The sequence below is a fragment of the Methanoculleus receptaculi genome, from assembly GCF_033472595.1.
GTDB classification, from domain to species: Archaea; Halobacteriota; Methanomicrobia; order Methanomicrobiales; family Methanoculleaceae; genus Methanoculleus; species Methanoculleus receptaculi.
This window is the reverse complement of record NZ_CP137642.1, coordinates 1,874,152-1,896,911: the sequence shown is the minus strand read 5'-3', so window position 1 is coordinate 1,896,911 and position 22,760 is coordinate 1,874,152. Positions and strand designations below refer to the sequence as shown.

26 protein-coding genes are annotated in these 22,760 nt (G+C 58.6%); 18 read left to right on the top strand and 8 right to left on the bottom strand.

The window, feature by feature from the left end:
- Positions 1 to 22 precede the first annotated feature (22 nt).
- The 3 genes from R6Y96_RS09935 (at position 23) to R6Y96_RS09925 (ending at position 3,088) form a co-directional block, all read left to right on the top strand.
- Complete coding sequence (locus R6Y96_RS09935) at positions 23 to 1,306, top strand: OB-fold nucleic acid binding domain-containing protein (protein WP_318621267.1); 1,284 nt, start codon at positions 23 to 25, stop codon at positions 1,304 to 1,306.
- Positions 1,307 to 1,415: 109 nt separating this feature from the next.
- On the top strand, positions 1,416 to 2,390 hold the full coding sequence (gene radA, locus R6Y96_RS09930; RefSeq protein WP_318621265.1) for a DNA repair and recombination protein RadA: 975 nt from the start codon (positions 1,416 to 1,418) through the stop codon (positions 2,388 to 2,390).
- Entirely contained in the window at positions 2,384 to 3,088 is a 705-nt protein-coding gene (locus R6Y96_RS09925; protein ID WP_318621263.1) for a phosphoglycolate phosphatase, read from the top strand. Before radA ends, R6Y96_RS09925 begins: the two co-directional genes overlap by 7 nt.
- On the opposite strand, the gene R6Y96_RS09920 is transcribed toward R6Y96_RS09925, so the two are convergent.
- The 3 genes from R6Y96_RS09920 to R6Y96_RS09910 form a co-directional block, all read right to left on the bottom strand.
- A complete protein-coding gene (locus tag R6Y96_RS09920) occupies positions 3,064 to 3,321 on the bottom strand; it encodes a PRC-barrel domain-containing protein (protein ID WP_214022978.1) in 258 nt (85 codons plus the stop codon). The genes R6Y96_RS09925 and R6Y96_RS09920 overlap by 25 nt on opposite strands.
- A gap of 220 nt (positions 3,322 to 3,541) precedes the next feature.
- Positions 3,542 to 3,751: a histone family protein gene (locus R6Y96_RS09915; RefSeq protein ID WP_318621262.1), complete on the bottom strand. Its 210-nt coding sequence runs from the start codon at positions 3,749 to 3,751 to the stop codon at positions 3,542 to 3,544.
- Positions 3,752 to 3,892: 141 nt separating this feature from the next.
- On the bottom strand, positions 3,893 to 4,774 hold the full coding sequence (locus R6Y96_RS09910) for a CBS domain-containing protein (protein WP_318621261.1): 882 nt from the start codon (positions 4,772 to 4,774) through the stop codon (positions 3,893 to 3,895).
- Positions 4,775 to 4,822: 48 nt separating this feature from the next.
- Here R6Y96_RS09910 and R6Y96_RS09905 point away from each other — a divergent pair, with 48 nt between their 5' ends.
- Positions 4,823 to 5,803: an NOG1 family protein gene (locus R6Y96_RS09905; RefSeq protein ID WP_318621260.1), complete on the top strand. Its 981-nt coding sequence runs from the start codon at positions 4,823 to 4,825 to the stop codon at positions 5,801 to 5,803.
- Here R6Y96_RS09905 and R6Y96_RS09900 read toward each other — a convergent pair.
- Positions 5,742 to 6,647 carry a presenilin family intramembrane aspartyl protease PSH gene (locus R6Y96_RS09900; protein WP_318621259.1) on the bottom strand — a complete coding sequence of 302 codons (906 nt, stop codon included), beginning with the start codon at positions 6,645 to 6,647 and terminating at the stop codon, positions 5,742 to 5,744. The two genes, R6Y96_RS09905 and R6Y96_RS09900, sit on opposite strands and share 62 nt — an antisense overlap.
- Positions 6,648 to 6,704: 57 nt before the next feature.
- Here R6Y96_RS09900 and R6Y96_RS09895 point away from each other — a divergent pair, with 57 nt between their 5' ends.
- From R6Y96_RS09895 to R6Y96_RS09875, 5 genes are all read left to right on the top strand, one after another.
- Entirely contained in the window at positions 6,705 to 7,019 is a 315-nt protein-coding gene (locus R6Y96_RS09895) for a hypothetical protein (protein ID WP_214021862.1), read from the top strand.
- Between the two features lie 48 nt (positions 7,020 to 7,067).
- Positions 7,068 to 8,069: a flap endonuclease-1 gene (gene fen, locus R6Y96_RS09890; protein ID WP_318621257.1), complete on the top strand. Its 1,002-nt coding sequence runs from the start codon at positions 7,068 to 7,070 to the stop codon at positions 8,067 to 8,069.
- Between the two features lie 392 nt (positions 8,070 to 8,461).
- On the top strand, positions 8,462 to 9,961 hold the full coding sequence (locus R6Y96_RS09885; RefSeq protein WP_318621255.1) for a DUF2193 domain-containing protein: 1,500 nt from the start codon (positions 8,462 to 8,464) through the stop codon (positions 9,959 to 9,961).
- A gap of 12 nt (positions 9,962 to 9,973) precedes the next feature.
- A complete protein-coding gene (locus tag R6Y96_RS09880) occupies positions 9,974 to 10,183 on the top strand; it encodes a DUF2180 family protein (protein WP_318621254.1) in 210 nt (69 codons plus the stop codon).
- A 69-nt stretch (positions 10,184 to 10,252) separates the two neighbouring features.
- On the top strand, positions 10,253 to 10,996 hold the full coding sequence (locus R6Y96_RS09875) for an MIP/aquaporin family protein (protein ID WP_318621253.1): 744 nt from the start codon (positions 10,253 to 10,255) through the stop codon (positions 10,994 to 10,996).
- A gap of 568 nt (positions 10,997 to 11,564) precedes the next feature.
- Here R6Y96_RS09875 and R6Y96_RS09870 read toward each other — a convergent pair.
- The 3 genes from R6Y96_RS09870 to R6Y96_RS09860 all read right to left on the bottom strand — a co-directional run bounded on the left by R6Y96_RS09870 (position 11,565) and on the right by R6Y96_RS09860 (position 12,578).
- Positions 11,565 to 11,834 (bottom strand): thiamine pyrophosphate-dependent enzyme, encoded by a 270-nt coding sequence (locus tag R6Y96_RS09870; protein WP_318621251.1) that lies wholly within the window; start codon positions 11,832 to 11,834, stop codon positions 11,565 to 11,567.
- A gap of 122 nt (positions 11,835 to 11,956) precedes the next feature.
- Positions 11,957 to 12,403: a thiamine pyrophosphate-binding protein gene (locus R6Y96_RS09865; protein ID WP_318621248.1), complete on the bottom strand. Its 447-nt coding sequence runs from the start codon at positions 12,401 to 12,403 to the stop codon at positions 11,957 to 11,959.
- On the bottom strand, positions 12,384 to 12,578 hold the full coding sequence (locus tag R6Y96_RS09860; protein ID WP_318621246.1) for a rubredoxin: 195 nt from the start codon (positions 12,576 to 12,578) through the stop codon (positions 12,384 to 12,386). Before R6Y96_RS09860 ends, R6Y96_RS09865 begins: the two co-directional genes overlap by 20 nt.
- A gap of 146 nt (positions 12,579 to 12,724) precedes the next feature.
- On the opposite strand from R6Y96_RS09860, the gene nfi reads away from it, so the two are divergent.
- The 4 genes from nfi to R6Y96_RS09840 all read left to right on the top strand — a co-directional run bounded on the left by nfi (position 12,725) and on the right by R6Y96_RS09840 (position 17,439).
- Positions 12,725 to 13,399, top strand: a complete 675-nt coding sequence (gene nfi, locus R6Y96_RS09855) for a deoxyribonuclease V (protein ID WP_318621244.1) — start codon at positions 12,725 to 12,727, stop codon at positions 13,397 to 13,399.
- A gap of 200 nt (positions 13,400 to 13,599) precedes the next feature.
- A complete protein-coding gene (locus tag R6Y96_RS09850) occupies positions 13,600 to 14,790 on the top strand; it encodes an FprA family A-type flavoprotein (protein WP_318621243.1) in 1,191 nt (396 codons plus the stop codon).
- A gap of 83 nt (positions 14,791 to 14,873) precedes the next feature.
- On the top strand, positions 14,874 to 15,899 hold the full coding sequence (locus R6Y96_RS09845; RefSeq protein ID WP_214022225.1) for a phosphoribulokinase: 1,026 nt from the start codon (positions 14,874 to 14,876) through the stop codon (positions 15,897 to 15,899).
- Positions 15,900 to 15,981: 82 nt separating this feature from the next.
- Entirely contained in the window at positions 15,982 to 17,439 is a 1,458-nt protein-coding gene (locus R6Y96_RS09840) for a TrkH family potassium uptake protein (RefSeq protein WP_318621242.1), read from the top strand.
- Positions 17,440 to 17,834: 395 nt separating this feature from the next.
- On the opposite strand, the gene R6Y96_RS09835 is transcribed toward R6Y96_RS09840, so the two are convergent.
- Entirely contained in the window at positions 17,835 to 18,677 is an 843-nt protein-coding gene (locus R6Y96_RS09835) for a F420-dependent methylenetetrahydromethanopterin dehydrogenase (protein ID WP_318621241.1), read from the bottom strand.
- A 136-nt stretch (positions 18,678 to 18,813) separates the two neighbouring features.
- Between R6Y96_RS09835 and R6Y96_RS09830 the strand changes: the two genes are divergently transcribed.
- From R6Y96_RS09830 to R6Y96_RS09810, 5 genes are all read left to right on the top strand, one after another.
- Complete coding sequence (locus R6Y96_RS09830) at positions 18,814 to 19,218, top strand: Tfx family DNA-binding protein (RefSeq protein WP_214022228.1); 405 nt, start codon at positions 18,814 to 18,816, stop codon at positions 19,216 to 19,218.
- Between the two features lie 787 nt (positions 19,219 to 20,005).
- Positions 20,006 to 21,019 carry a 50S ribosomal protein L3 gene (locus tag R6Y96_RS09825; protein ID WP_318621239.1) on the top strand — a complete coding sequence of 338 codons (1,014 nt, stop codon included), beginning with the start codon at positions 20,006 to 20,008 and terminating at the stop codon, positions 21,017 to 21,019.
- Between the two features lie 6 nt (positions 21,020 to 21,025).
- Positions 21,026 to 21,781, top strand: a complete 756-nt coding sequence (gene rpl4p / locus R6Y96_RS09820; protein WP_318621238.1) for a 50S ribosomal protein L4 — start codon at positions 21,026 to 21,028, stop codon at positions 21,779 to 21,781.
- On the top strand, positions 21,772 to 22,020 hold the full coding sequence (locus R6Y96_RS09815) for a 50S ribosomal protein L23 (protein ID WP_318621237.1): 249 nt from the start codon (positions 21,772 to 21,774) through the stop codon (positions 22,018 to 22,020). The genes rpl4p and R6Y96_RS09815 overlap by 10 nt, the downstream gene beginning before the upstream one ends.
- Positions 22,021 to 22,031: 11 nt before the next feature.
- Complete coding sequence (locus tag R6Y96_RS09810) at positions 22,032 to 22,751, top strand: 50S ribosomal protein L2 (protein ID WP_318621236.1); 720 nt, start codon at positions 22,032 to 22,034, stop codon at positions 22,749 to 22,751.
- Positions 22,752 to 22,760 lie beyond the last annotated feature (9 nt).

Genomic DNA, 22,760 nt, shown 5'->3' with positions numbered 1-22,760 from the left:
GAGTAGGAGCGGAGATGCGGGCGTGAAGTTCCACTACCGTCTGGTCGATGACCTTCTCACGGAAGATGAGTTTGAACGCCGGGTTGAGGAGAAGGTGATAGAGTCAGGCGATCTTCTCGATGAACAAACAGCGGCTATGCTGGTCGTCCGTGACCTTGGCCGGGCGCACGTCCGTATACGCGACCTAACGGCGGTCACAAGCCTCGCGTGCTTCTTTGCAAAGGTGCTCTCTATCGGGGAACCCCGGGAGTTTGAGCGGCCAGACGGCACGAAAGGGCTTGTAGCGAGCGTGAGGGTGGGCGATGAGACCGGGAGGGCCCGGTTGACACTCTGGGACGAGAAAGCCGCCGCAGTCTCTGAGCTGGAGGCAGGTGTCGTCGTAGAGATACTTGGGCGCCCGAAGAGCGGTGGAACGACTCCTGACGTCACCGTCGTTGCCATCCAGGAGGCGGCATGCGAGATAACCTGTGAGGATACCCCTGATGACCCCGGAACAACAGTCGCGGATGTTCTTGAGGTCAGGCTGATCTCGGTAGGGGAGCCGCGGACGTTCACCCGGCGCAATGGATCCCCGGGGGAGATGCTCGAGGCGGTGGTCGGGAACGAGAAGGGCGTGTTCCGACTTGTCGCCTGGGCGCCGGCGCTCCTCCGTGGGGTTGAGCCCGGGGAGAGCATCGTTATCAAGGGCGCTCTCGCACGCGACAACGACTGGGGAGTCGAGTACAGCGTCGGTGAAACCGCATCAGTTGCACCCTCCGGCCGTCAGATCAACATCACTATGAACAGAGTTGCGGAGGTGGAGGAAGGCGGGTCGTACTCGCTCTCTGGAACTGTGGTCAGTGTGCAGCATGCCCGGACGTTTACCACACGGAGCGGGCGGTCATCAAAGGTTCGAAACCTTGTCTTTGCGGATGAGACGGGTGAGATCCCGGTTGTAATCTGGGGCGAGAAGGCTGATGAACGCCTGATGCCAGGCGATCGGATCGAGGTCTACAACGCGGTCGGGCGGCGGGCGCGCTCTGGCGGCATCGAGTTGCATCTCTCGTGGGGAAGCGCTCTCCTCATCCTTGAGCATGAGGAAGAGATCGTTGAGATCGAGGGCACGGTCATCCCTGTCGGCGAGGGGATCTCCATCGACGCGGGCAATTCCTGCTACCTCCTGGAGAGGGTGATCCCCATCGGCCATCTCGTGCGCGCCAGGGGCACGGTTCAGCGTGGCGTGTTCAGGCCGGACTTTCTTGAGTATATGCAACCCGATCTCGGATCGCTGAAACGCCGCCTGGATCGTTTCAACCAGAAGATCTGATCCAGGCTTCACTTTCACACCGCGCGGCAATCGAATTTTATGCTTCCAGTTAAAGAGTCTTAGTGTAGCGTCATTGGACACACATAAGAGAGATCAAGTGAGGATCGAGATGTCAGAGATTGATCTTGAAGATTTACCCGGAGTTGGGACAACCACCGCCGATAAACTCCGTGAAGCTGGATATGGTAGAGTAGAGAGCGTTGCAACGGCAACGCCGGGGGATCTCGCCGAAGCGGCGGAGATCGGTGAGGCGACCGCCAAGAAGATAATCATCGCCGCCAGGAAGATGGCGGATATCGGGGGGTTCAAGACAGGCCGGGATATCATGGACAGGAGAAGAGAGGTAAAGAAACTCAAGATCCTGGTGCCTGAACTCGACGAGTTGATCGGTGGCGGACTCGAGACGCAGGCGATAACTGAGGTTTATGGTGAGTTCGGGTCTGGCAAGAGCCAGCTTGTCCACCAGCTGGCGGTCAACGTCCAGATCCCTGAAGAACTCGGGGGGCTGCACGGTGGTGTGATCTACATCGACACGGAGAACACCTTCCGCCCGGAGCGTATTGAGCAGATGGTTAAAGGCCTGCCTGAGGGGGCGGAGATCGGGTCTATCGAGGAAGTCCTGGAGCGGATCCACGTAGCGCGGGCGCACAATTCCGACCACCAGATGCTCCTCCTTGATAGTGCGCGTGAACTTGCAAACGATCTTCGGAAGTCCGATTACCCTATCAGGCTCTTTGTCATCGACTCCCTGACGTCGCTCTTCCGGTCGGAGTATGCGGGGCGCGGCACGCTGGCGCCACGGCAGCAGAAACTGAACCGCCACATGCACGATCTGTTCAAACTGATCGATGACCACAACGCTGTTGGCCTTGTGACCAACCAGGTGATGTCGAACCCCGGCATTCTCTTCGGCGATCCAACAAAACCTATCGGCGGCAACATCGTCGGACACACCGCAACATTCCGGATATACCTGCGGAAAGGCAAGGGTGGCAAGAGGGTCGCCCGCCTGGTGGATAGTCCCAACCTGCCTGAAGGCGAGGCAGCGTTCATGGTCGAGCAGGTGGGGCTAAGACCTTGTTAAGGGCTGTTGCAACGGACGTCGATGGCACCCTTACCGATCGGCGGCGGCGGATCAACACCGCCGCCATCGAGGCCATCCGCACCCTCGTTGACGCCGGGATCACGGTTGTGCTTGCAAGCGGCAACACCGTCTGCTTCATGGACACTCTATCAAAGATGGTCGGGACGGATGGGACGATCATCGGCGAGAACGGTGGCGTCTATCGTAGGAGTTTCTCCGGCCCTCTCCAGATCGCCGGCGACCGGGAGGTCTGTCTGGAAGCGTTCGAGGTTCTCCGGGACTATTTTGCCGGAAAGGGCGTTGAACTCGAACTTTACAGCGCGCAATACCGGTTTGCTGACGTCGCCTTCGCGCGGAACGTCGATCCCGCCGAGGCTCAGGCGATCATCCAGGTGAAGGGCCTAGATGTACGCGTCCTTGATACAGGATTCGCGATCCACCTCCAGCCGCCGGGCGTGAGCAAGGGGGCGGCGATGCGTGAACTCGCCATTGAGTTGGGTATCCCCACCACGGAGATTCTTGCTATCGGTGACTCCGAGAACGATATCGAGATGATCGAGGCCGCCGGTGTAGGGGTAGCGGTTGCAAACGCCACCCCCGCTACGCGCATGGCTGCGGACGTTGTCACCTCAAGGCCATACGGTGACGGCTTCGTGGAAGCGGTAAAAATGTACTACTCAGATCTCTTCAGCAGGTAACGGTCTACAACAACATAATCCTTTATATCTTTTACAGCCTCGAACGGCACGAGCATCTTGTCTCCATCCGTCCTGTAACCATCGGTCCTGAACGTCTCGTCCGGCTTGACAAGAAGGTCGACAACCTGCCCGGTGCTCAGGTCAACCATGATATTCTTGATGGTGCCGATGAGCATGCCATCGTTGCTCATCACTTTCTTCCTGGCAAGGGAGCGGCAGAACGTTTTGCTCATACAAATCGTGGGGTGTTTGTAATATATAAATCTTCTAAGTGGGTAAAATCACATAAAACCAACTTTACGAAGAAAACCCTCAGGCTGATCGCTCACCTCAGAGGCTGACACCCGCCGGCTATTCTGGCAGATGCCATGCTAACCGTGCCCCTGCCAGGGTTAAAGATCGTTGCCGTTCTTCTCTGGCCGGGAAAAGAGAGTCAGTCAAAAATTGGATGGTTCACTTCAGAGTCTCGGTCGCCATCCGGATATCGATTGCCTTGACCGTCTTCCTGCCTGCATGACCCGCCAGTTTGATCGCCTCTTTTGCGACCCGCGCAGCATAATCTTCCATCAGTCTTGCGAGTTCCTCGCTGGCATCAGAACTCACCCGTTCTGCACCGGCTTTCTTTATGAGCCTTCCAACAGGTGCAAGAGGTATTTCAGTCATGATTCATTCCCCCGTCTTCAGTAATTTCTGGGGTATGCACCCCTGCTCAGAGATCTCTTAACAGAAAGACCATTGATACCCGCCTATAAATACTTGTCCCTCACTGGAGGGGTTGGTGCAGTTGGTTTCGCAAAAGAGGCATCAGAACGATGGGAAGATGCTGATTATGTCGCTCTGAGTGACGATCCCGACAGGTTTGCCGTTTTCTACCACAACCAGCCTCCCGATCTCCCGTTCCTTGAACCGGCCCACAAGTTCATAGAGCCGGATGGATGGTGGTGCAATCACCACATCGGTTGTCATGACCTGCGCGATGGGCGCATCAAGCGTTGACCCGGCGTCAAGTCCCCGGGCGATATCGCTCAATGTCACAATGCCTGCAAGGTTTCCCGCATCATCAAGGACCGGTGCACCATGGATGTGGTGTTTATTGAAGAGGTGAATTGCATCGCGGAAGGTTGCGGTGATCGGCAGCGTCCGAACCGGTGTGCTCATGTAATGCGAGATCGGACGTTTCGGGAGGGAGATCATCTCTGAGACGCTGATCAGGAGCGCCTCCCGGTTCTCGTCCATCCCGAACACTTCGCCTCGAACGAGGAGTTTATTCACGGGGGTTGGGCCTATAGTGACCATATCTCCCATGTTAAAGAGTTTCACGCTTCCGATGATCTTGACCACTGCCTGGCAGAGGTCAGGGTGGCAGAGGGTGGTAAACCCGAGTTCGGTGACGCGGACGCCCTTTACCTTCTCACCGTCGCGCACGATCGGCACCTCGAACTGGTGCTCGAGATCCCCTAGATTCAACTCCGTATATGCTCTGGCGGTTGGGCTGTAACCTCCTTTTGGTCCCGGCACCCCGTCGACCAGTCCGAGTGCCCTCAACGCCTGCATCTGGTTGCGGACGGTGCCGGGATTACGCCTCAGTACCTCTGCGATCTCCTCACCTTTTATAGAGTGGGAAGACTGATGGTAAAGGGTGATTAAGGTTATCAGAATATCCTTCTGAATAGGGGAGAGCTCCATAGTTATCAGTCATTATATGTTGTTTAAATACATTAGGGTGTGTGTAGCGTGGAATTTGAAACCATCCCGACCGTTCCGACGGCTGACGAAGTTATCGACCGCAGTCTTCGGAGGGCGGCAGCCAGAAAGAAACTGAAGACCAACGTCGATACAGCAAACGAGGAGTTTGTGCGGGCGGTCGGGAGCGCTATACACGATAAATTAAAGAGCGTGGTCACCTCGTTCCCGAGTTTTGAGCGTCTCCCGCCATTCTACCAGGAGATGACCGATATCCTCGTCTCGGTCGATCGGTTGAAACACTCGCTGGGTGCTGTTGCCTGGGCGGCCGATCAGGTCCGGGTTATCAGCTCCGGTTACGCCCGGAGTATGCGAAAGAGCGGAGAGACCGACCGGAAACGGCGGCAGGCAGTTGCCCGGATGGCTTCGGTTGTTCACCAGGTTGGAGACGATCTCCTCTTCCTCAACGAGGCAAGGAACACCCTGCGCAAACTGCCGCACGTGAGCGAGGATGAGTTTACCGTGGTGGTTGCCGGGTTCCCGAATGTGGGGAAATCCTCTTTCATAAGGCTGGTATCAACCGCGGAACCGGAGATCGCCGCCTATCCTTTCACCACAAAAAGGGTCATCGTCGGTCACCGTGATATTGGAGGCCGCAAACGGATTCAGTTCATCGATACTCCGGGTCTCCTGGAGCGCCCCGCCGAGGAGAGGAACCCGATCGAGCGGCAGGCAGTGAGTGCCATCATAAACACGGCCGACGTCGTCCTGTTCATGCTTGACGCAAGTGAAGACTGCGGCTACTCGCTCGATGACCAGATTCGCCTCCTTGAAGAGGTCCGCGGGGCTGTCGATGTACCTCTCGTGCCGGTCGTAAACAAGGCGGATATAAAGGGGATCGATGGCTACCCGGCGATGTCCACCCTCACCGGGGAGGGGGTGAATGAGGTGCTCGACCTCGTTCTCACCCTCAGAGCGAAAGCCACCCAAACGAGCCTGCGAGGGCCGCTCCAATCAGAAACCCGGCAATAGTCCCCCCGTTTAAGGGCGGAAGTCCGGCCTGGGGGTTGCCCCGGTTGACAAAGTACAGGAGTACAGCGAACCCGGCAAGCGATCCAATCATCGCGCCGAGCGTCGGTGCGGATAAAACCCAGATGGCCGGGGGCGCGTCGACGAAGACGTGTGAAGAGACCACCAGGATAGAGGGCATGATGAGGTCGCCCATCCCCATTACGAACGCACCGCGCTCCTCTCCCTCCGCGATCTGCAGTCCCTCTTTTCTGAAAGAGTAATCCTTTCTCTTTGGCACCACAACCATGATCGGGGCCCTGGTCTCCAGGACGCCCTCTGCAAGCGTGATCATGTGTTTTGTCCGGTAGACGGAGATGGCGTCGTAGACTGCGAGCAGAACGAGCAACACGAGCACCGGCAGTATCGCCAGGGATATCCCGAAGATGGATGCGATTCCGGCTGAGATCAGAACGCCCAGGGTATCGATAACATACCACTCAGGATACAGGTAGAGGAGCGCGGTTGCCGCTCCGGCACCGATGAGCGCCGCGGCCGCGGTTGCCGCGGTTGCCCCGTGGGTAAGGGAAAATAGCGCACCGAAGATGTATACAAATGTCATAAACAGTGCAAAGCCGATGAAAACGGCGATTATCCTCCTTCCACCCAGACGGATCAGGATGAGCAGGATCACCGTGAAGACGAGCAGCAACCCGATAAAGATCAGGGGGTTTGCCACCGATTCCGGATCTTCAAACGCCACAAGTCCCACCGCCTGCATGGGCATGACAAGGATGATGGCGACGATCTGGACAAAAAGGAGCATCAGGGGCATTCCAAGAAAGGGTAGCCAGTTGCGTATCTGCATCACAAAACTCCATTCATTATAGGTAGATTAATTAATGCATCCCCATCACCATAAATCATGGAGATTCGCGAACTCATCGTCGATATCGTACTCACCCTCGTGATGGTTGTCTCCACCCTTGTGCTGGTGATGCGGTTCTGGCAGGACCTGATAATAGCGGTTGCTGCGACGTTAATGATGCTCTCTCTCGGGGGGCTTTTCATCTCCCTTGGTATCAAGATTCTGAACCTCGAGCAGAGCATTGTGCAGCGCGAACGCACAATGCGTGTGAATATGGAAGAGCTTGGCAGGACGATGACTGCCAGATACGACAATACCATAAGCCACATCGAGGAGATCGTGAGCGACCTCTCCCGGAGGATGTACCGCTGACCGGATCGTCACTTTAATGGCATCTCCCCCTCCCATGATCTGGTAAGTATGGGCGTTGCTATCCGTGATATCCTGGTGGATTGCAGGGAACCGGTGTCGTGGGATGACCTATCCGGCATAGCCGCAGTGGACGCTCATAACGCGCTCTACCAGTTCCTCTCCATAATCCGCCAGCCAGACGGGACGCCGCTTATGAACGGTAAGGGTAGGGTAACATCGCACCTCTCCGGGATCCTGTTCCGGACGGCCAACTTCCTGGAGAAGGGTATCCGGCCGGTCTTTGTCTTCGATGGGAAGCCGCCGGAGTTAAAACAGGAGACGATCAACGAACGGCGGAAACACCGGGCGATGGCTGATGAAGCCTGGAAGATGGCGCTCCAGGAGGGTGATCTGGAGGAGGCCTACCGTCAGGCAAGCGCCTCCGCCCGTATCGATGCACATATACTTGAGTCTTCACGTGAACTTCTCGACCTGCTCGGCATCCCCTGGCTTGAGGCGCCGAGCGAGGGTGAGGCGCAGGCGGCCTGGATGGTACGGAAGGGAAGCGCCGCCTACGTGGTGTCCCAGGACTACGACTCGCTCCTCTTTGGCGCTCCTGTGCTGGTGCGCAACCTCACGGTAAGCGGTAGGCGGAGGGTCAGGGGACGGATGGTCACGGTTAACCCCGAGAGGATAGTCCTCTCATCCCTCCTCAACCGCCTGGGTCTCACCAGGGAGCAGCTCATCGAGATCGGCATCCTGGCAGGAACGGACTTCAACCCCGGGGTCCGTGGCATAGGTGCCAAAAAAGCCCTGAAAATTGTTCAAAAAGGGGAGTTTGAGTCGGTTATAGCCGAGAAGCAGCCCGATTTCAACCCTGCTCAAATCACGGACTTTTTCCTCAACCCGCCGGTCACCGATGACTACACCCTTGAGTGGAGCGCCCCTGATATCGAGGGTGTTGTTGAGATGCTCTGCGGTCGCTATGACTTCTCCGAGGAACGGGTCAGGAGCGCTCTCACCAGGGTCTCGGTGAAGGCAACGCAGAAGACGCTGGACGCCTGGTTCTGACCGCTGAAACGGTGAGCGTCCGAAGGCAAAGAGCCGGTTTAAGTCTACCGGCGGGCTAAAAAAACCTTCTTTTTTCCCGGATACAGGGGCCGGCGGACGGCGTAAGAGATATATGCAAGGACGGCCCATCAGGCAGATTGAAAACCCTATATCGGGATCTAAAGGCAGTATAGAGGGTGCACGAGCCGGAAAACAGGTACCGTATCCCCGATCACCGTCCTTCCAGCTCTCCGGACCCCCTTCTTGGGGCCACACTGCCATACCGTCCGCATCCTCCATCACTCAGAGTAGCTCCGCCAGATCAGGAGGCCCAGCAGGGACCGCCGTAAGAATCGCTTTCTCGAACATGCTGTCCGAAGAACCGGGCAGCAGGAACCATACAGGTGATTGATATGAGAGAACTCTACGAGAAGATGATCAACGAGGCCATGACCGCCCAGTGGGCGGACGTGGAGACGATAAAGGCAAAACGCGGCCAGAAGTTCGTCCTCGCGGACACGAAACCCTACGTCGATGCCGTCCGGAAGATGACGGCGATAGGCGACCAGAGCCGGGCGGTCATCGACCTGCACAAAAACTCGGTCGTCTCGCATGCCGAGGTCCTGCAAAGCCTCACGACGACCGTCCGCCCCGAAGACGATCCCTTCGTCGAGCATTACCAGACACCCGTGGTGCTCGAGATCCTCAAAAGCCAGGACGAGGCGTTCGAAAAGAGCGTCGACGCCTTCACGGAGGCGGTCGCGGACGCGGAGGCCAGGATCGGCCTTGAAGCGGTGCGGCGCTACGGCGGGTTCTATGGGCCCACCTGCGTCGTCGACTTCGCGCTGATCCCGGGCAGCACGAGCAACGTGGTGAACCGGGTGCTCCAGAAGGCCGATATACCGGTCGAACACAAGCGGGCGATCCTCGCCGCCAAATCGTGGGGAATGAACACTTCCTACGGGTTCGGGGACACCTTCGCCCATGCCCTCGAGGAGGGCGCCACCCCCGGCGAGGCGACGGCGAAAGAGGTCGAGATCATGCAAAAGATCTACCGCGAGCCGATCGAGGCCCAGGTGGAACTGATGGATGCGGCGGGAATGACGTCCTTTGATGCGCGGAAGTACATGAGCGAGTACCGGCGGCGGATGGAGCCGACGGTTCGCGCCGCCGTCGACGACGGCGTCCACTACGCGAACATCCTGACGGTGCCCGCCTACAGCGTCGGCGACGTCGCGCACCACATCGCGCAGTCGACCTTCAACATGTGCAAGGACGACGTCGTCATGGCGATCATCGAGGCGGTCACCGGGGTGATGGAGTCGTCGCTACGAAACTCGCTTGACGCCTACAAGAGTTACTGGGACGTCCTCTCGGTCGCAACCGGCGCGTCCGCCGCCGCTACCGAGTACATCCTCGAACTCGACGCGCTCAACGCTCCCATGGTCGTCGACCTCCTCACAAAGAGGTTCCACAACTACGTCCTCGCCTACCCGGCCCGGGGAGCGGCGGCGGAACTCCACAACTGCGACTTCATGGACATGATCTACCGCGGGTGGAAACTCATCGACAAAGCGCGGAAGAACCGGAACGGCGCCGACGAGCCCCTGACCCCGACGGTCGGCAAGTATCCCGTCGACCTCTCGCCCATCCACGCAAACGAGGTGCTGATGAACCCGCAATGGTACGCCTACCCGGCCTGCGCCATAACCGTCCGGTTCTCCGCCCTGATGCGCCTCGCCGACTACCCGTGCCTCCTGACGAGCGAACCCGTGACCGCGACGATGATGACGAACATCATAGCTCTGGAGAAGGCGACGGCCGCCGCTCCGGTGCGGGCATGCAAGAGCTGCGCCACGACGAGCCTTGTCGACCAGAGGCAGCATTACTGCCAGTGGAAAGAGGCGATCTGAGGGGGAGTAGTCATGAAGTGCTACTACTGCGCCCTTGAGGGGAAGGATAGCGAGGCGGTGGCGATCTGCATCGTCTGTGGGATGGGGCTCTGCATGGAGCACGCGATCAGAAAGGACGTCGACGTCTGGGAGGGCGGTTACCCGCTCCCCAGCAAGCGCGTGAAGGCTCCGCTGCCGCGGATCCTCTGTCCCGCGTGTTACAACTCCCTGTATGGGAAATAACAACACATCCAGGCCCTTTTTTGGGCTAAGGTTCATTAAAAAGGAGTATCTTGCCTATCTGGTGAAACCATGACTACATCTCTTGGAAAACGATGCGTCGCCGAGGCCGTCGGGACGTTCATCCTGGTCTTCTTTGGAACCGGCGCCGCGATCGTCACACTGATGCTCGCCGCGGGGACGACCCCGGCGACCTCCTTCAACATAGGGATCGGGGCGCTCGGGGGGCTCGGCGACTGGCTCGCCATAGGGCTCGCCTTCGGCATCGCCGTCGGCGGGTCGATCTACGCCTTCGGGCGAATATCGGGCTGCCACATCAACCCGGCAGTGACAATAGCCCTCTTTGCGACACGCCGGCTCCCCGGCCGCGACGTCGTCCCGTACATCGCCGCGCAACTCGTCGGCGCCGCGGCAGCAAGCCTGCTCTTTGCCTGGACCGTCGGCCCGGATGCCGTAACCATCGGGGGCCTCGGGGCGACGACACCGTTCCCCGGCATCGGCTACCTGCAGGCAATCGTCATCGAAGCAGTCGGGACGTTCCTTTTGATGCTTGTCATCATGGGCGCCGCCGTCGACGAGCGGGCCTCGCCGGGCTTTGCCGGGCTTGTGGTGGGTCTCGCGGTCGCGGGCATCATCACGACGATCGGGAACCTGACCGGCGCATCGATAAACCCCGCCCGTACGTTCGGCCCCTACCTCGGGGACTGGCTGCTTGCCGGTCAGAACCTCTGGGAGTTCTTCCCGATCTACATCATCGGCCCCATCGTCGGTGCGGTGCTCGCCGCGTTCCTCTACGATTACCTCTGCGGCGGATGATCTAACCCTACCCCTCTTTTAAAATTGCGAGGTTCCAACGGAACGGAGTTTGAGAAAACGCGAAGCGTTTTCGAGTAGCGACGTTCCGTAGGAACCGAGTTTAAGCACCGTCAGGCGCGGGCTGCGACTGGCGGGAGCGTAGGGAGCGTAGTGCGATGCTCCGTTAGGAGCGGAGCAGGAGCACCGGAGGTGCGCCTACGTCCGGCAGGAGCACGAGAAGACCGAAGGTCTTCGAGTTGCGACGGGCCGAAGGGTGCGGCCGCCAGCCATACGGCCGTCCGCGTGGACTCTGCAAGAATTCTTCTGAAAACTGCTTCACACAAGAGCAAATCGGCCCGAAGGAAGAGCGGTGAACCGGAACGGATCCGGTTCGCCGCAAGTATGCCCGGGATCCCTCAGCGTGGAGCGAACAACGAATGCTCGCTGCTCCCACCCGAATCGATATCCGGAAATCCGCGCTTGCCCGGCACGGTCGCCGTCAAACGGGCATCCGCGACCGGGCAGTTCACATTTACCCTCGCCCCTCATTCCTGCCGGAACCATATATAGGTTTCGGGTACGCGGTGCCTCACTCGAACCGTTTCGGGTCGGTCTCGATATCAATGACGACCGGCTTATTCATCCGCACCGCCCGGAGAACGGCATCCGCGAGATCCTGCGGGCGGGCCACCCGTATCCCGGCACCGCCGCAGGACTCCGCATACGCAGCGAAATCCGGATTCGTAAGGTCGATGCCGTAGGGAGGGTAGTTCGCCTCCCGCTGCTCCTCCCGGATCATGGCAAGTTTGTGGTTGCTCATGATCACGACGACGATGGGGAGATCGTACCTGACCGCCATGACCGGCGAGAGGCAGGTCTCGCGTTCGCAGTAGGCAGGTTCAAGCGGTTCGGCCTGTATGTCGTTCGGGACGGAGAGCTGGGCGACGCCGCGGCCGAAGATCGCGTACCGGAGCGCCCGGGTCAGGAGTTTGACCGCCGTCGACGGATCGCGACGGTGTTGTTGAAGACCGCGATGGGACGGAAGAACGCATCCTGGTCGATCTCCTGGATGCCGCCGGGGCCGGTGTACTGCGCCTGCGCCTGCCCGGAGAGCGCAAGCACACTCGCCCGATCCTCTTTCGCGTCATACAAACCGGTGGCGAGGTTCGTCGCCCCGCGGCCGGCGATGGTCAGGCAGACGGCGATCTTCCCCGTGAACTTGTTGTAGGCCGAGGCGGCCAGCGCCGCAGTCTGCTCGTGCCGGACGACGATGTAGCGTGCGTCCGGGTACTTCCTGACCGCGTCCACGAGCGGGAGCGACGATGAGCCGGGGATACCGAAGTAGAGGGTGATCCCCCAGGCCGCGAGTTCCGAGACCAGCACATCAGCCACGGTCACGGCGCCCCCTTCAGGGGTAGTCTTCTTCATTCATCTCCTCCTCTTCGCTCGCCCGCACAAACGCCTCCTTTCCCGCGCTGCAACGGGGACACCGCCAGTCGTCGGGAAGATCCTCGAAAAGCGTTCCCGGCGGTATCCCGGTGGCCGGGTCCCCCGCCTCCTCGACATACTCGTAATCACAGACACTGCATGCCCATCGTGCCATTATCATCCACGCTCCGAGAGTGACTCTCCGGGCCGTAACCTCCTCCACGTATAAAAATGCCTCGTCCGGGGCGGTGAGTGCCGTGCCCCAACTATATAATACCTGGCAGGTACCAACGGTATCGTTCAAGCCCACGAGGGATCCCGATGGAGATCAGAGAGACGCATCCCTTCGACCTGACGTCGGCGGAAGCAATTCGCCTCCAGGAGAGACTCAGGGCGCAGATCCACCTCTCGGGAGATATCCATGACGTATCCTTCGTGGCCGGCGCCGACGCCTCCTACACGAAGGGTTCAGACGTCATCCACGCGGTCGTCGTCGTTCTCCGTTACCCAGATCTCACCGTCGTCGAGCGGGTCTCTGTGAGCGTCGTGACAGGGTTTCCCTACATCCCCGGTCTCCTGGCCTTTCGGGAGGGGCCGGCTCTCATCGAGGCGTTCAGACGGGTTCGTTCCGAGCCGGATGTCATCTTCTTCGACGGTCATGGGATCGCCCACCCCCGCGGCATCGGCATCGCAAGCCATATGGGGCTGCTGCTCGATCGGCCCTCGATAGGGGTGGCAAAGAGCCTGCTTACAGGTTCTGCGGCAAAACCTGGATTTATGAGAGGTTCGATGACCCCCATACTCCGTGACGGTGAGACGATCGGGATGGCGGTGCGAACGAAAGAATGGGCAAAACCCGTCTATGTATCGGTGGGTCACCGGATCTCGCTTGAGGCGGCGGTTGACCTGGTTCTCGCGACCGCCCGCGGCTACAGGCTCCCGGAACCGACCCGGCAGGCTCATCTCCTCTCGAACGCCGTCCGGAAGGAGTCGTGATGAGCCTGCCGTTCACCATCCTTGGGGTAGAGCGAAACCGTTATCAGTATCCGTGCCGGAGAATGGTTTGCCGACCGGTGCGCCACGAAGTGCACTCGCCGGCACGGTCAATCAAGAACCAATGGAGCTGAAAAAGGCATGTTGAATACGCTGATACACCGGATACCCGGTGGGTTGGAGGATATGGAGGTGATGGGATAATGGCCGCGCGTGAGATTGTGTCGGGCGTCTTTGCCGTCGGCGCAATCGACTGGGACCGCCGACTCTTTGATGAACTTATCCCGCTCCCCAACGGTACCACCTACAACAGTTACCTGGTGCGGGGCAGCGAGAAGACGGCGCTGATCGATACCGTCGACCCGACAAAGACCAGTGAACTCATCGCGAACCTGGAGAGTCTTGGTGTCGATAAGATAGACTATCTCATCGCCAGCCACGCCGAGCAGGACCACTCAGGATCTATACCGGCAGTGCTTGAGAAGTTCGCTGACGCGAAGGTTGTGACAAACCAGAAGTGCCGCGACCTCCTGGCCGCTCTCCTGCATCTCCCGGAAGAGAGGTTCATAGTCATCGACGACGGCGGCACCCTTGACCTGGGCGGTAAGACACTGGAGTTCATCATTGCTCCCTGGGTCCACTGGCCGGAGACGATGCTGACCTATCTCGTGGAGGATCGCGTCCTATTCCCCTGTGACCTCTTCGGTTCGCACTACGCGACAAGTTCGCTCTACGTCCCTGACGAGTGCGCGGTCTACGAGGCTGCAAAACGGTATTACGCCGAGATCATGATGCCGTTCCGGGCGAGCATCAGGGGGCACCTTGAGAAACTCGCGACGCGCGAGATAGAGATCATTGCACCGAGCCACGGCCCCGTTCACAGGAGACCGGCGTTCATAATCGATGCTTACAGGGACTGGACGGGCGATGCCGTGAAGAACATGGTGGTGCTCCCCTACGTCTCCATGCACGGGAGCACGCAGGCCATGGTCGACCATCTTCTTGACGCCCTGATAAACCGGGGTATCCCGGTTCAGCCGTTCAACCTCACAAAGACCGATACAGGCGATCTCGCAAAAGCACTCGTGGACGCCGCAACGATCGTGATAGGGGCGCCGACGGTCATCTTCGGCCCACACCCGCAGGTGGTGTATGCGGCATACCTTGCAAACCTGCTCCGCCCGAAGACGCGCTACGCCACGGTGATCGGCTCCTATGGCTGGGGTGGGAAGACGGTTGATACCATAAAAGGGATGCTTGACCGACTCAAGGTTGAGGTTCTGGAACCGGTCTATATCAGGGGTTACCCGACCGCGGAGGATTTTGCCGCGCTCGACCGGCTTGCCGATGAGATCGAGAGGAAACACAGGGAAGCAGGGCTAATCTCCACCTGAACCCCACCATTTTTCTGCTGGACGTCCTCTCTCACCGAAATATTAACAGTCCCAGATGCCGATCAGTTTATCTGAGTTGTGTTATGCCCCCATCCGATTTCAAGAGAGTCATCGCGGAGTCGCCATACGTCTTCATCATCGGTGTTGCTGGAGACAGTGGAAGCGGAAAGACAACGTTCACCCACGCCATCCGGGAGATCTTTGGCGAAGACCTGGTCTCCACCATAACAACTGACGATTACCACAAATACGACCGCCAGCAGCGCAGGGAACTCGGGATCACGCCGCTTGCGCCGGAAGCAAACCAGCTTGACCTGCTGGAGGAGCACCTTGCCGAACTGAAGGCTGGACGCGCGATCCTGAAACCGGTCTACAACCATAACACCGGCAGGTTCGATCCTCCTGTGCCTTTCAGCCCGACAAAGATCCTGATAGTGGAGGGGCTGCACCCCTTCCTCACCCCGCGACTCCGGGCGCTTATCGACTTCAAACTCTACGTCGACCCTGACCCCGGCGTCAAGCGCACCTGGAAGATCAGGCGCGACGTTGAGCAGCGGGGCTACGCCCTTGAAGAGGTCGAGAGAGAGATGGAGGAGCGTAAACCAGACTTTGAGCGCTACGTTGCGCCGCAGTGCCAGTATGCGGACGCCGTTATAAGGGTCGCCTTCTCGAAGTACGGCCGTGAGGCAAGCGAGAAGCATAACATCTACTGTGTCACCATCACCCAGAGCAAGTTAGAGAGAAGTATCGGCGATGTCGACCTCTCCATAGACCTCTTCCCTCTCCTCTCACTCTCAGAAAGGAACTTCATGGTTGAGTTCACGCTCGAGGAGATTTTGGGGAGAAAGATGGGGGCGCTCACGTTCGATGGAGAATTAAACGACGCTGTGGTGCGGAAACTGGAGAGGAACATTGAGATCCAGACACAGGTGGAGCCCATAGACCTGGTCGAGGCGGGGGGTTACCTGACGGCCGGGGAGGTGGCCCAGCTCATCCTTGCCTGGCGGATCATCAATCGGCGCATCTTCATCGAAAGTGGCCTTAAAGCGGTCGAAACTGAGGATGGGGCCGCAAGCGGAAACGGTGCCTGCAGGTCCGGCCGGGACTGAATCCGGGAATTTTTTCCGGCGCATGATGGCAAAATGGCCGTCCTGGAGAAGATAGATATGAGCGCCCGGAGAATCTGTATCGATGGATAGGATCGAGTGGTTCTCGATCATCGCACGTGACATCGGCAGCATCTTAAGGTTCGTTAGCGTTGCGACAGCGGTACCGCTGATTGTGGCGGTGATCTACCGGGAGTGGGATATGATCCTGCCCATGGTCACCGTGCCGATAGTCCTCTTTCTCCTGGGGACACTCCTGGTCAGGATTCCACGCGAGGAGCGGGAGGCGCCACTATCCGCTGCCCTGATGGCGGTTGCCCTGATCTGGCTCATCATGGCGCTGGTGAGCGGGCTGCCGTTCCACCTCGGGATCGGCGTTCCTTACCTCGACGGCGTCTTCGAGGCGATGTCCGGATGGACGGACACCGGTCTGACGGTTATGCGGTCGATCGATGAGATGCCCCACACGCTCCTTTTCTGGCGCTCACTGATGCAGTGGCTCGGCGGGCTTGGAATTGTCGCCTTCACAGTCGCGATGGCTTCAAAAAGCGGGCTGACACAGTTCCGCCTCTACCGCTCGGAAGGACGTTCGGAGGCGCTGATGCCAAGCGTCGTCGCGACCGGGATAGAGATGTGGAAGATCTACGTCGTCCTGACAGCCGCGTCGATCGGGCTCATCCTCCTCTCCGGGGTGCCAGTCTGGGACGCGGTTAACATCGCTCTTGTTGCGATCGCCACGGGAGGTTTCTCCGTTCACGCGGAGGGGATTCCGTTCTACAACAACCCCCTTCTTGAGCTCCTCATAGTCCCGGTGATGATCGCCGGTGCACTGCCTTTCAAGATCTACTACCTCATCTACCGGAGGAGAGGTGCACGGTTCATCGATGATCAGCAGGCGCGCCTCCTCTTCGTCTTAATCGCCATCGGGATCGTTGTGATCACCTGCGACCTTGTCATGCTCAGTGAACTCGATCTCCCCACGGCCCTCCATCAGGCGCTCTTCATGACCGCCGCAGCTGTATCCAGTACCGGGTTTCAAGTAGTCTCCCCGAACGCGTGGGCAAGCGTGACTGTTCTTTTCCTTGCGATGCTGGTGCTGATCGGCGGGTCTTCGGGGAGCACCGCGGGAGGTATCAAACTCTCCAGGGTGGTTCTGGGGTTCCAGAGCCTGGTCTGGTGGTTCCGGCGGATGTTCGTTTCGGGGAAGGTGCTTGTGCCGTTCAGGTATGAGGGGCGCGTGATCCCGAAGAACGTTGCCGATCTTGAGATCTCCCGGAACATGCTGGTCATAATGCTCTACCTCCTGATCATCTTTGTATCAACCATACTCGTGATGCACCTCCAGCCAACGTCTTTTGATTCGAGTAACGTGATCTTCGATGTTACCTCTGCAATGTGCAACAACGGTATCTCTACTGGTTTTGTCTCGCCGGATATGGACTCTGCAGCAAAGGCCCTCTTCATCTTTGTCATGTGGATAGGGCGTCTTGAGATCATCCCGGTGATAATGCTCTTTACGGGTCTCTTCAAGCGGTTCGATTGAGAGCGGGCTGGCTCTCGATTGAATGATCAGGGTTGTATCCCTCCGCTCACCCCGGATGCAGATCCCCCTTTGCGATCCCGTCACCGCCCCCCGGCAGGGGTTCCGTGGGCCAATCGCCAGACACTTGCCCGCTCCTTTGAGGGGGGTGGGGCTGGTCGACGAGAGACGCCCAACGTGAGTGACCGGATTGCATCGCTGAAACGGTTTGATCGTCCCTTGCGCATACTGCCGGGGAAAATTCGATGGGCTCTTCTCCCGGGAGCGGTTAGAGAGAGAAATTTTCGTGGTTCACCTACGTATGGCGTCTGTCTCCGATGTGAAGGATAAAATACGGTAATATCTCCCGGACGATTTAGCGGTGTCAGGGTCGGCCGGAAAAAGAAGTGGTGTTGGGGTTACTCGGGCTTGCTGATGAGAGCGGTCTTTGAGACGATCTCACCGGTCTTCTTGTGCGGTTTGCGGATGACGCCGTCCACAGCCTTCTCCAGGTTGCGTGCCTCTTCACAGAGGATCATGGCCTGGCGCATCATCTCGTGGGCGCTTGCAACGATCGGGATGTACTTCTCCCACTCCTTCGTCATGAAGCAGCCCTTGACGTTTACGCCAGCAACTTCCTGAGCGATCTCGTAGGCGGCACGAGCCTTCGCGAGCGCATAGGGGTTGGAGAACTCGCCCTCGACTGCCTTGTCGGAGGTCATGACAACCTTCGGAAGCACCAGATCTGCGCCCTTCTTGCCAGCCTTAACCTGGTCAATGACCTTGTCGAGTTCCATCTGCATCTTGCGGAACGCACCGGTGGTGGCGAGCACCTTGATCAGGTTCCCGTTGTAGTCTGCCATCTCTATGGGGTCCAGGAACTCGCGGCGGGCGCCGATCATGGCATCGGCTTTCATTATGATGTAACCGAAGTTGCTTGCCTTGAGCGCTTCAAACTGCTCCTTCTTGGTGGTTACATCGTCGGTGATGACGATACAGGGGATTCCGGCGGCAGCCAGGTCCTCACGGGCCTTTGTGGGTCCGGGGAGGACACCGTTCGGGGAGACTACAATACAGAAGTCCGGGCCCCATGCTTTCATATTGGTGACGACGCGGTCGATATCCTCGGGCTGCAGTTTGGTGCCTGAGGTTGCCATGAAGGTAATGATATCCTCACGGTCGGCACGCTCATCGAGCAGAAGTTCAGCCATCACACCACTGGCGATATTTCCCAGTTTTGCAATTCCAACTTTTACAACCATTTTAACACCTCTCAGTATTTGCGAACACGATAATATTGCCAAGTTCTCATATAAACGTTTTGAAATGCGCCGATCACCTCGCTGTGATGGTGGGTTAAGGAAAAGTGTTTAAATTTTGATCCCTCATATATATTTGATGAAGCAAGGTCTGCTCACCGATCGTCAGAAAGAAGTGCTGCGCTACCGCAAACAGGGGTTGACGCAGCAGCAGATAGCCGAGATCATCCACACCTCAAAGGCAAACGTTTGTACTATCGAGAAGGCTGCTCTCGAGAACATCTCACGTGCGCGTGAGACGCTTGAGTTCCTCTACACCCTTGATGCCATACATCTCTGCACACTCCACAAAGGGCTTGACCTGCTCAAGGCGCCCGAGATCATCTATGCAGAGGCCGAGAAGCAGGGTGTGAAGGTTAAATATGACACGATCACGCTCATAAACAGGCTAAGGGATGCTAACCCGGAGCGGTTCAAGGCACGACAGGTCAGGGAGGACGTTGAGGTGTATATCAATCAGGACGGCGATCTTTACTTCGGTTGATGCGGTTGATCACCGCACCCGCACGTGCGGAGGGCTGTGCTACCCGGGCCGAGCGGGAGCATTCTGTGGTGCCTTGCAGGTTCATCTGCCGCGCTGGCTCACGGTGGCCCCTTTCCCTCTCTTAAGACAACCCCAATCTGACAATCAGGTGCAGGCCCTGTGTAAAGGCGGTGTTCCAGGAGGGGTTGTGATATGCCCCATAACAAGGTTTATATCTAATTTTAAAGAAAGATTAAGAAACCGCTCTGCACAACACCACATGGATCCGGGCGCAGCAGGTGCAGTATGTGCCTTCGATTCCTGGAACACCTCAAAACAATGTATTGTACATGTTTTGGGCGCGCGGTGTGGTGCGGGAGGTATCAGGCACAGTGGAGATTGAACCCTCCTTACGGAGGGCAGGTGTCGATATGGAGTTGTGCTTGGCACAACGGGACGACAGGAGCTGGATCTGATCGAGACGCTGGGCCAACGCCAGTGCAGCGCGCCCGGTTTCCGGGATAAATCCTCCCGGGAGCGTCAGAGAGTCAGGATCTATTAGCGACGACTGGAGTGGACCCGGTGCACACCGGGGCTGTAGCAGAGAGCGGCAGGATATTCGGAGATTGTTCTCTTTGTATTCTCCATGCTCTGCTACCTTCCGTCAACTGTTTCCCTTCCACCCCACAGTTTCCGGGTTGGCCGGAAGGGTTGCCATGCCGGCACGTCCGGCACGGAAGCCTGGCGCAGGCATCGCTCTGCAACAGAGTGGTGCGTCACGCTATAACCACGAAGGGTTGATTGAAACATGCCCAAGATTAACAGACCACGCAGAGGATCCCTCGCGTATAGCCCGAGAAAGCGGGCGAAAAGCCCGGTTCCCCGATACGGCTCATGGCCCGATTACACGGGAACCCCGGCAGTGCAGGGATTTGCAGGTTACAAAGTGGGGATGACCCACGTCATCATGGTCGATGACCACAAGAGCAGCCCTACCGAAGGCAGGGATGTGATGGTGCCGGTGACCGTTGTTGAGGTCCCGCCCATGCGGGTGGCAGGCGTGCGCGCATACACCGAGGATTCCTATGGTAAGCGTGCACTGACCGAGGCGTGGGCGACTGATCTTGACAGGGAGGTATCCCGCAGGATCAATCTCCCGAAGAACCATGATACCGCCGCCGCCCTTGGCGCCATCAAAACCGCCATCAGCGAAGGCCGTGTAGTTGAACTCTACGCTCTGACCTACACCAGGCCAGCGGAGATCACCGGTGTCCCGAAGAAGGTCCCGGATATTATGGAGATGCGTATCGCGGGGGGGAGCCTTGAAGATCAGATCGCATACGCTGCAGATATCCTTGGCGGGGAGATCGCGATCTCTGACCATTTCGAGGCCGGCGAGTATGTCGATGTCACCGCCGTCACCACCGGCAAGGGTACCGAAGGTCCCGTCCGGCGCTGGGGTGTTCAGGTCAGGAAGCGGAAACACTCCCGTGGTGGCAAGAAACGTCACATAGGTAACCTTGGCCCGTGGAACCCGCATCACGTCAGGTGGCAGGTGCCCCAGATGGGTCAGATGGGCTACCAGCAGCGTACCGAGTTCAACAAGCGGATTTTGAAGATCGGCGCAGACAGCAACGATATCACACCTGCAGGCGGGTTCCTGCAGTATGGCGTCGTGCGCGGCCCATATGTGCTGATCAAGGGTTCTGTGCCCGGGCCAAGCAAGCGGCTGGTCAGGATACGCTCCGCGATACGACAGGGTGAACACGTTGTCCGCACGCCGGCGATCGGTCACATCAGCGTGCAGAGCCAGCAGGGGTGATCAGCGATGAAAGCACAGGTTCGAACATTGACAGGCGAGATCGCTCATGAGATAGATCTCCCGGCGGTATTTGGCGAGGATTACAGGCCCGATCTGATAAAGCGGGCGGTTATTGCACTCCAGAGCACCAGGTTCCAGCCGCACGGGACGAACCCGTATGCCGGCATACGCACCTCTGCAGAGTCCTGGGGAAGCGGCCGCGGCGTTGCTCAGATACCGCGCATAAAGAACGGCAGCAGGGCTGCCAGGGTCCCGCAGGCAACCGGTGGCCGCGCGGCGCATCCGCCGAAGGTCGAGAAGGTTCTTGTCAGGCAGATCAACCGGAAAGAGAAGCGCAAGGCTCTCAGGTCCGCCATCGCCGCCAGCACCCACCCTGATCTCGTGCGGGCGCGCGGGCACCTCTTTGATGGCAGCCTCCCGCTGGTCATGGAAGACCGGTTTGAGGATCTCACCCGGACAAGCGACGTAATCGCCGCGCTCTCGGCGTTAGGCATCTACGCCGACGTGGAGAGGGCGAAGGGCAGCCGGAAAGTCCGTGCTGGCCGGGGAACGATGCGTGGCCGCCGCTACAAGCAGCGCAAGAGCATTCTCATCGTCACCGGCACCGAACCGCTCCGTGCGGCCAGAAACCTTGCGGGTGTCGACGCCGTGGCCGTAAACCAGCTCAACACCGAGCTGCTGGCGCCAGGCACGCAGGCCGGACGTCTTACGGTCTGGACTGAATCTGCAATCAGGAGACTGGAGGAGTTCTCATGGTATTGAAACGCCCGTTTGTCACAGAAAAAGCGATGCTGATGGTCGAAGGTGGGAACGAACTCCAGTTCATCGTGGAGAGGAATGCCACCAAGCAGGATATCAGACGCGCGCTGGAGTCAGCCTTCGAGCAGGAAGTGAGGAGTGTCCGCACAATGATGACCACAAAGGGCCAGAAAAAGGCCACTGTATCGTTTGCGGACGCGAAAGCGGCTGAAGAGATCCTCAGCCGGCTTGGAATAATGTAAGGTGGTGGACGATGGCACACAGGATTATAGCGCAGAACCGCGGAAAGGGCGGTCCAACATATCGTGCACCCTCGCACCGGTACAAGGCGCCGCTGCGGCATGCAGGAAAGAATGATTCCCTCATCAAGGGACTTATCGTCGATATAGAACACGATCCCGCCCGTCATGCCCCGATTGCACTTGCACGGCTTGAGGACGGCGAGAAGGTCTACATGCTCGCTACAGAAGGACTGGGTGTCGGGGATACAGTCTCCTGGGGCAGCGGTGGCGCTGTGAAGAACGGCAACACCCTCCCGCTTCGAGAGATTCCGGTCGGTGTATACGTCTGCAACATCGAGGCCCGTCCAGACGACGGCGGCAAGTTTGTCCGTTCAAGTGGTGTCCAGGCGCTTGTCATCGGCAAGGCCGATGACGGCAGAGTCGGTGTCCGGATGCCGAGTGGCAAGAACAAGTGGTTCAACGGCGGCTGTATGGCAACCGTCGGTATCGTTGCCGGTGGCGGACGCGGCGAAAAACCATTCGTCAAGGCAGGAAAGAAGTACTTCCACGTCAGATCATCCGCCGAGAAGTGGCCCCGTGTCAAGGGTGTCTGCATGAACGTCATCGACCACCCCTTCGGTGGCGGTGGGCACCAGCACTGCGGACGGCCAAAGACCGTCTCCAGCGGCACACCTCCGGGCAGGAAGGTCGGGCATATTGCCGCCAGGAGAACCGGTAAGTGGAAGAAGTGAGGTGTGAAG

Excerpts from the sequence above, each read along its gene's own strand:
- radA (WP_318621265.1), top strand. The coding sequence starts at position 1,416 with ATGTCAGAGATTGATCTTGAAGATTTACCCGGAGTTGGGACAACCACC.
- R6Y96_RS09920 (WP_214022978.1), bottom strand. The coding sequence starts at position 3,321 with ATGAGCAAAACGTTCTGCCGCTCCCTTGCCAGGAAGAAAGTGATGAGC.
- R6Y96_RS09915 (WP_318621262.1), bottom strand. The coding sequence starts at position 3,751 with ATGACTGAAATACCTCTTGCACCTGTTGGAAGGCTCATAAAGAAAGCC.
- R6Y96_RS09910 (WP_318621261.1), bottom strand. The coding sequence starts at position 4,774 with ATGGAGCTCTCCCCTATTCAGAAGGATATTCTGATAACCTTAATCACC.
- R6Y96_RS09900 (WP_318621259.1), bottom strand. The coding sequence starts at position 6,647 with ATGCAGATACGCAACTGGCTACCCTTTCTTGGAATGCCCCTGATGCTC.
- R6Y96_RS09895 (WP_214021862.1), top strand. The coding sequence starts at position 6,705 with ATGGAGATTCGCGAACTCATCGTCGATATCGTACTCACCCTCGTGATG.
- fen (WP_318621257.1), top strand. The coding sequence starts at position 7,068 with ATGGGCGTTGCTATCCGTGATATCCTGGTGGATTGCAGGGAACCGGTG.
- R6Y96_RS09885 (WP_318621255.1), top strand. The coding sequence starts at position 8,462 with ATGAGAGAACTCTACGAGAAGATGATCAACGAGGCCATGACCGCCCAG.
- R6Y96_RS09880 (WP_318621254.1), top strand. The coding sequence starts at position 9,974 with ATGAAGTGCTACTACTGCGCCCTTGAGGGGAAGGATAGCGAGGCGGTG.
- R6Y96_RS09875 (WP_318621253.1), top strand. The coding sequence starts at position 10,253 with ATGACTACATCTCTTGGAAAACGATGCGTCGCCGAGGCCGTCGGGACG.
- R6Y96_RS09870 (WP_318621251.1), bottom strand. The coding sequence starts at position 11,834 with ATGGCGGTCAGGTACGATCTCCCCATCGTCGTCGTGATCATGAGCAAC.
- R6Y96_RS09865 (WP_318621248.1), bottom strand. The coding sequence starts at position 12,403 with ATGAAGAAGACTACCCCTGAAGGGGGCGCCGTGACCGTGGCTGATGTG.
- R6Y96_RS09860 (WP_318621246.1), bottom strand. The coding sequence starts at position 12,578 with ATGGCACGATGGGCATGCAGTGTCTGTGATTACGAGTATGTCGAGGAG.
- nfi (WP_318621244.1), top strand. The coding sequence starts at position 12,725 with ATGGAGATCAGAGAGACGCATCCCTTCGACCTGACGTCGGCGGAAGCA.
- R6Y96_RS09850 (WP_318621243.1), top strand. The coding sequence starts at position 13,600 with ATGGCCGCGCGTGAGATTGTGTCGGGCGTCTTTGCCGTCGGCGCAATC.
- R6Y96_RS09845 (WP_214022225.1), top strand. The coding sequence starts at position 14,874 with ATGCCCCCATCCGATTTCAAGAGAGTCATCGCGGAGTCGCCATACGTC.
- R6Y96_RS09840 (WP_318621242.1), top strand. The coding sequence starts at position 15,982 with ATGGATAGGATCGAGTGGTTCTCGATCATCGCACGTGACATCGGCAGC.
- R6Y96_RS09835 (WP_318621241.1), bottom strand. The coding sequence starts at position 18,677 with ATGGTTGTAAAAGTTGGAATTGCAAAACTGGGAAATATCGCCAGTGGT.
- R6Y96_RS09830 (WP_214022228.1), top strand. The coding sequence starts at position 18,814 with ATGAAGCAAGGTCTGCTCACCGATCGTCAGAAAGAAGTGCTGCGCTAC.
- R6Y96_RS09825 (WP_318621239.1), top strand. The coding sequence starts at position 20,006 with ATGCCCAAGATTAACAGACCACGCAGAGGATCCCTCGCGTATAGCCCG.
- rpl4p (WP_318621238.1), top strand. The coding sequence starts at position 21,026 with ATGAAAGCACAGGTTCGAACATTGACAGGCGAGATCGCTCATGAGATA.
- R6Y96_RS09815 (WP_318621237.1), top strand. The coding sequence starts at position 21,772 with ATGGTATTGAAACGCCCGTTTGTCACAGAAAAAGCGATGCTGATGGTC.
- R6Y96_RS09810 (WP_318621236.1), top strand. The coding sequence starts at position 22,032 with ATGGCACACAGGATTATAGCGCAGAACCGCGGAAAGGGCGGTCCAACA.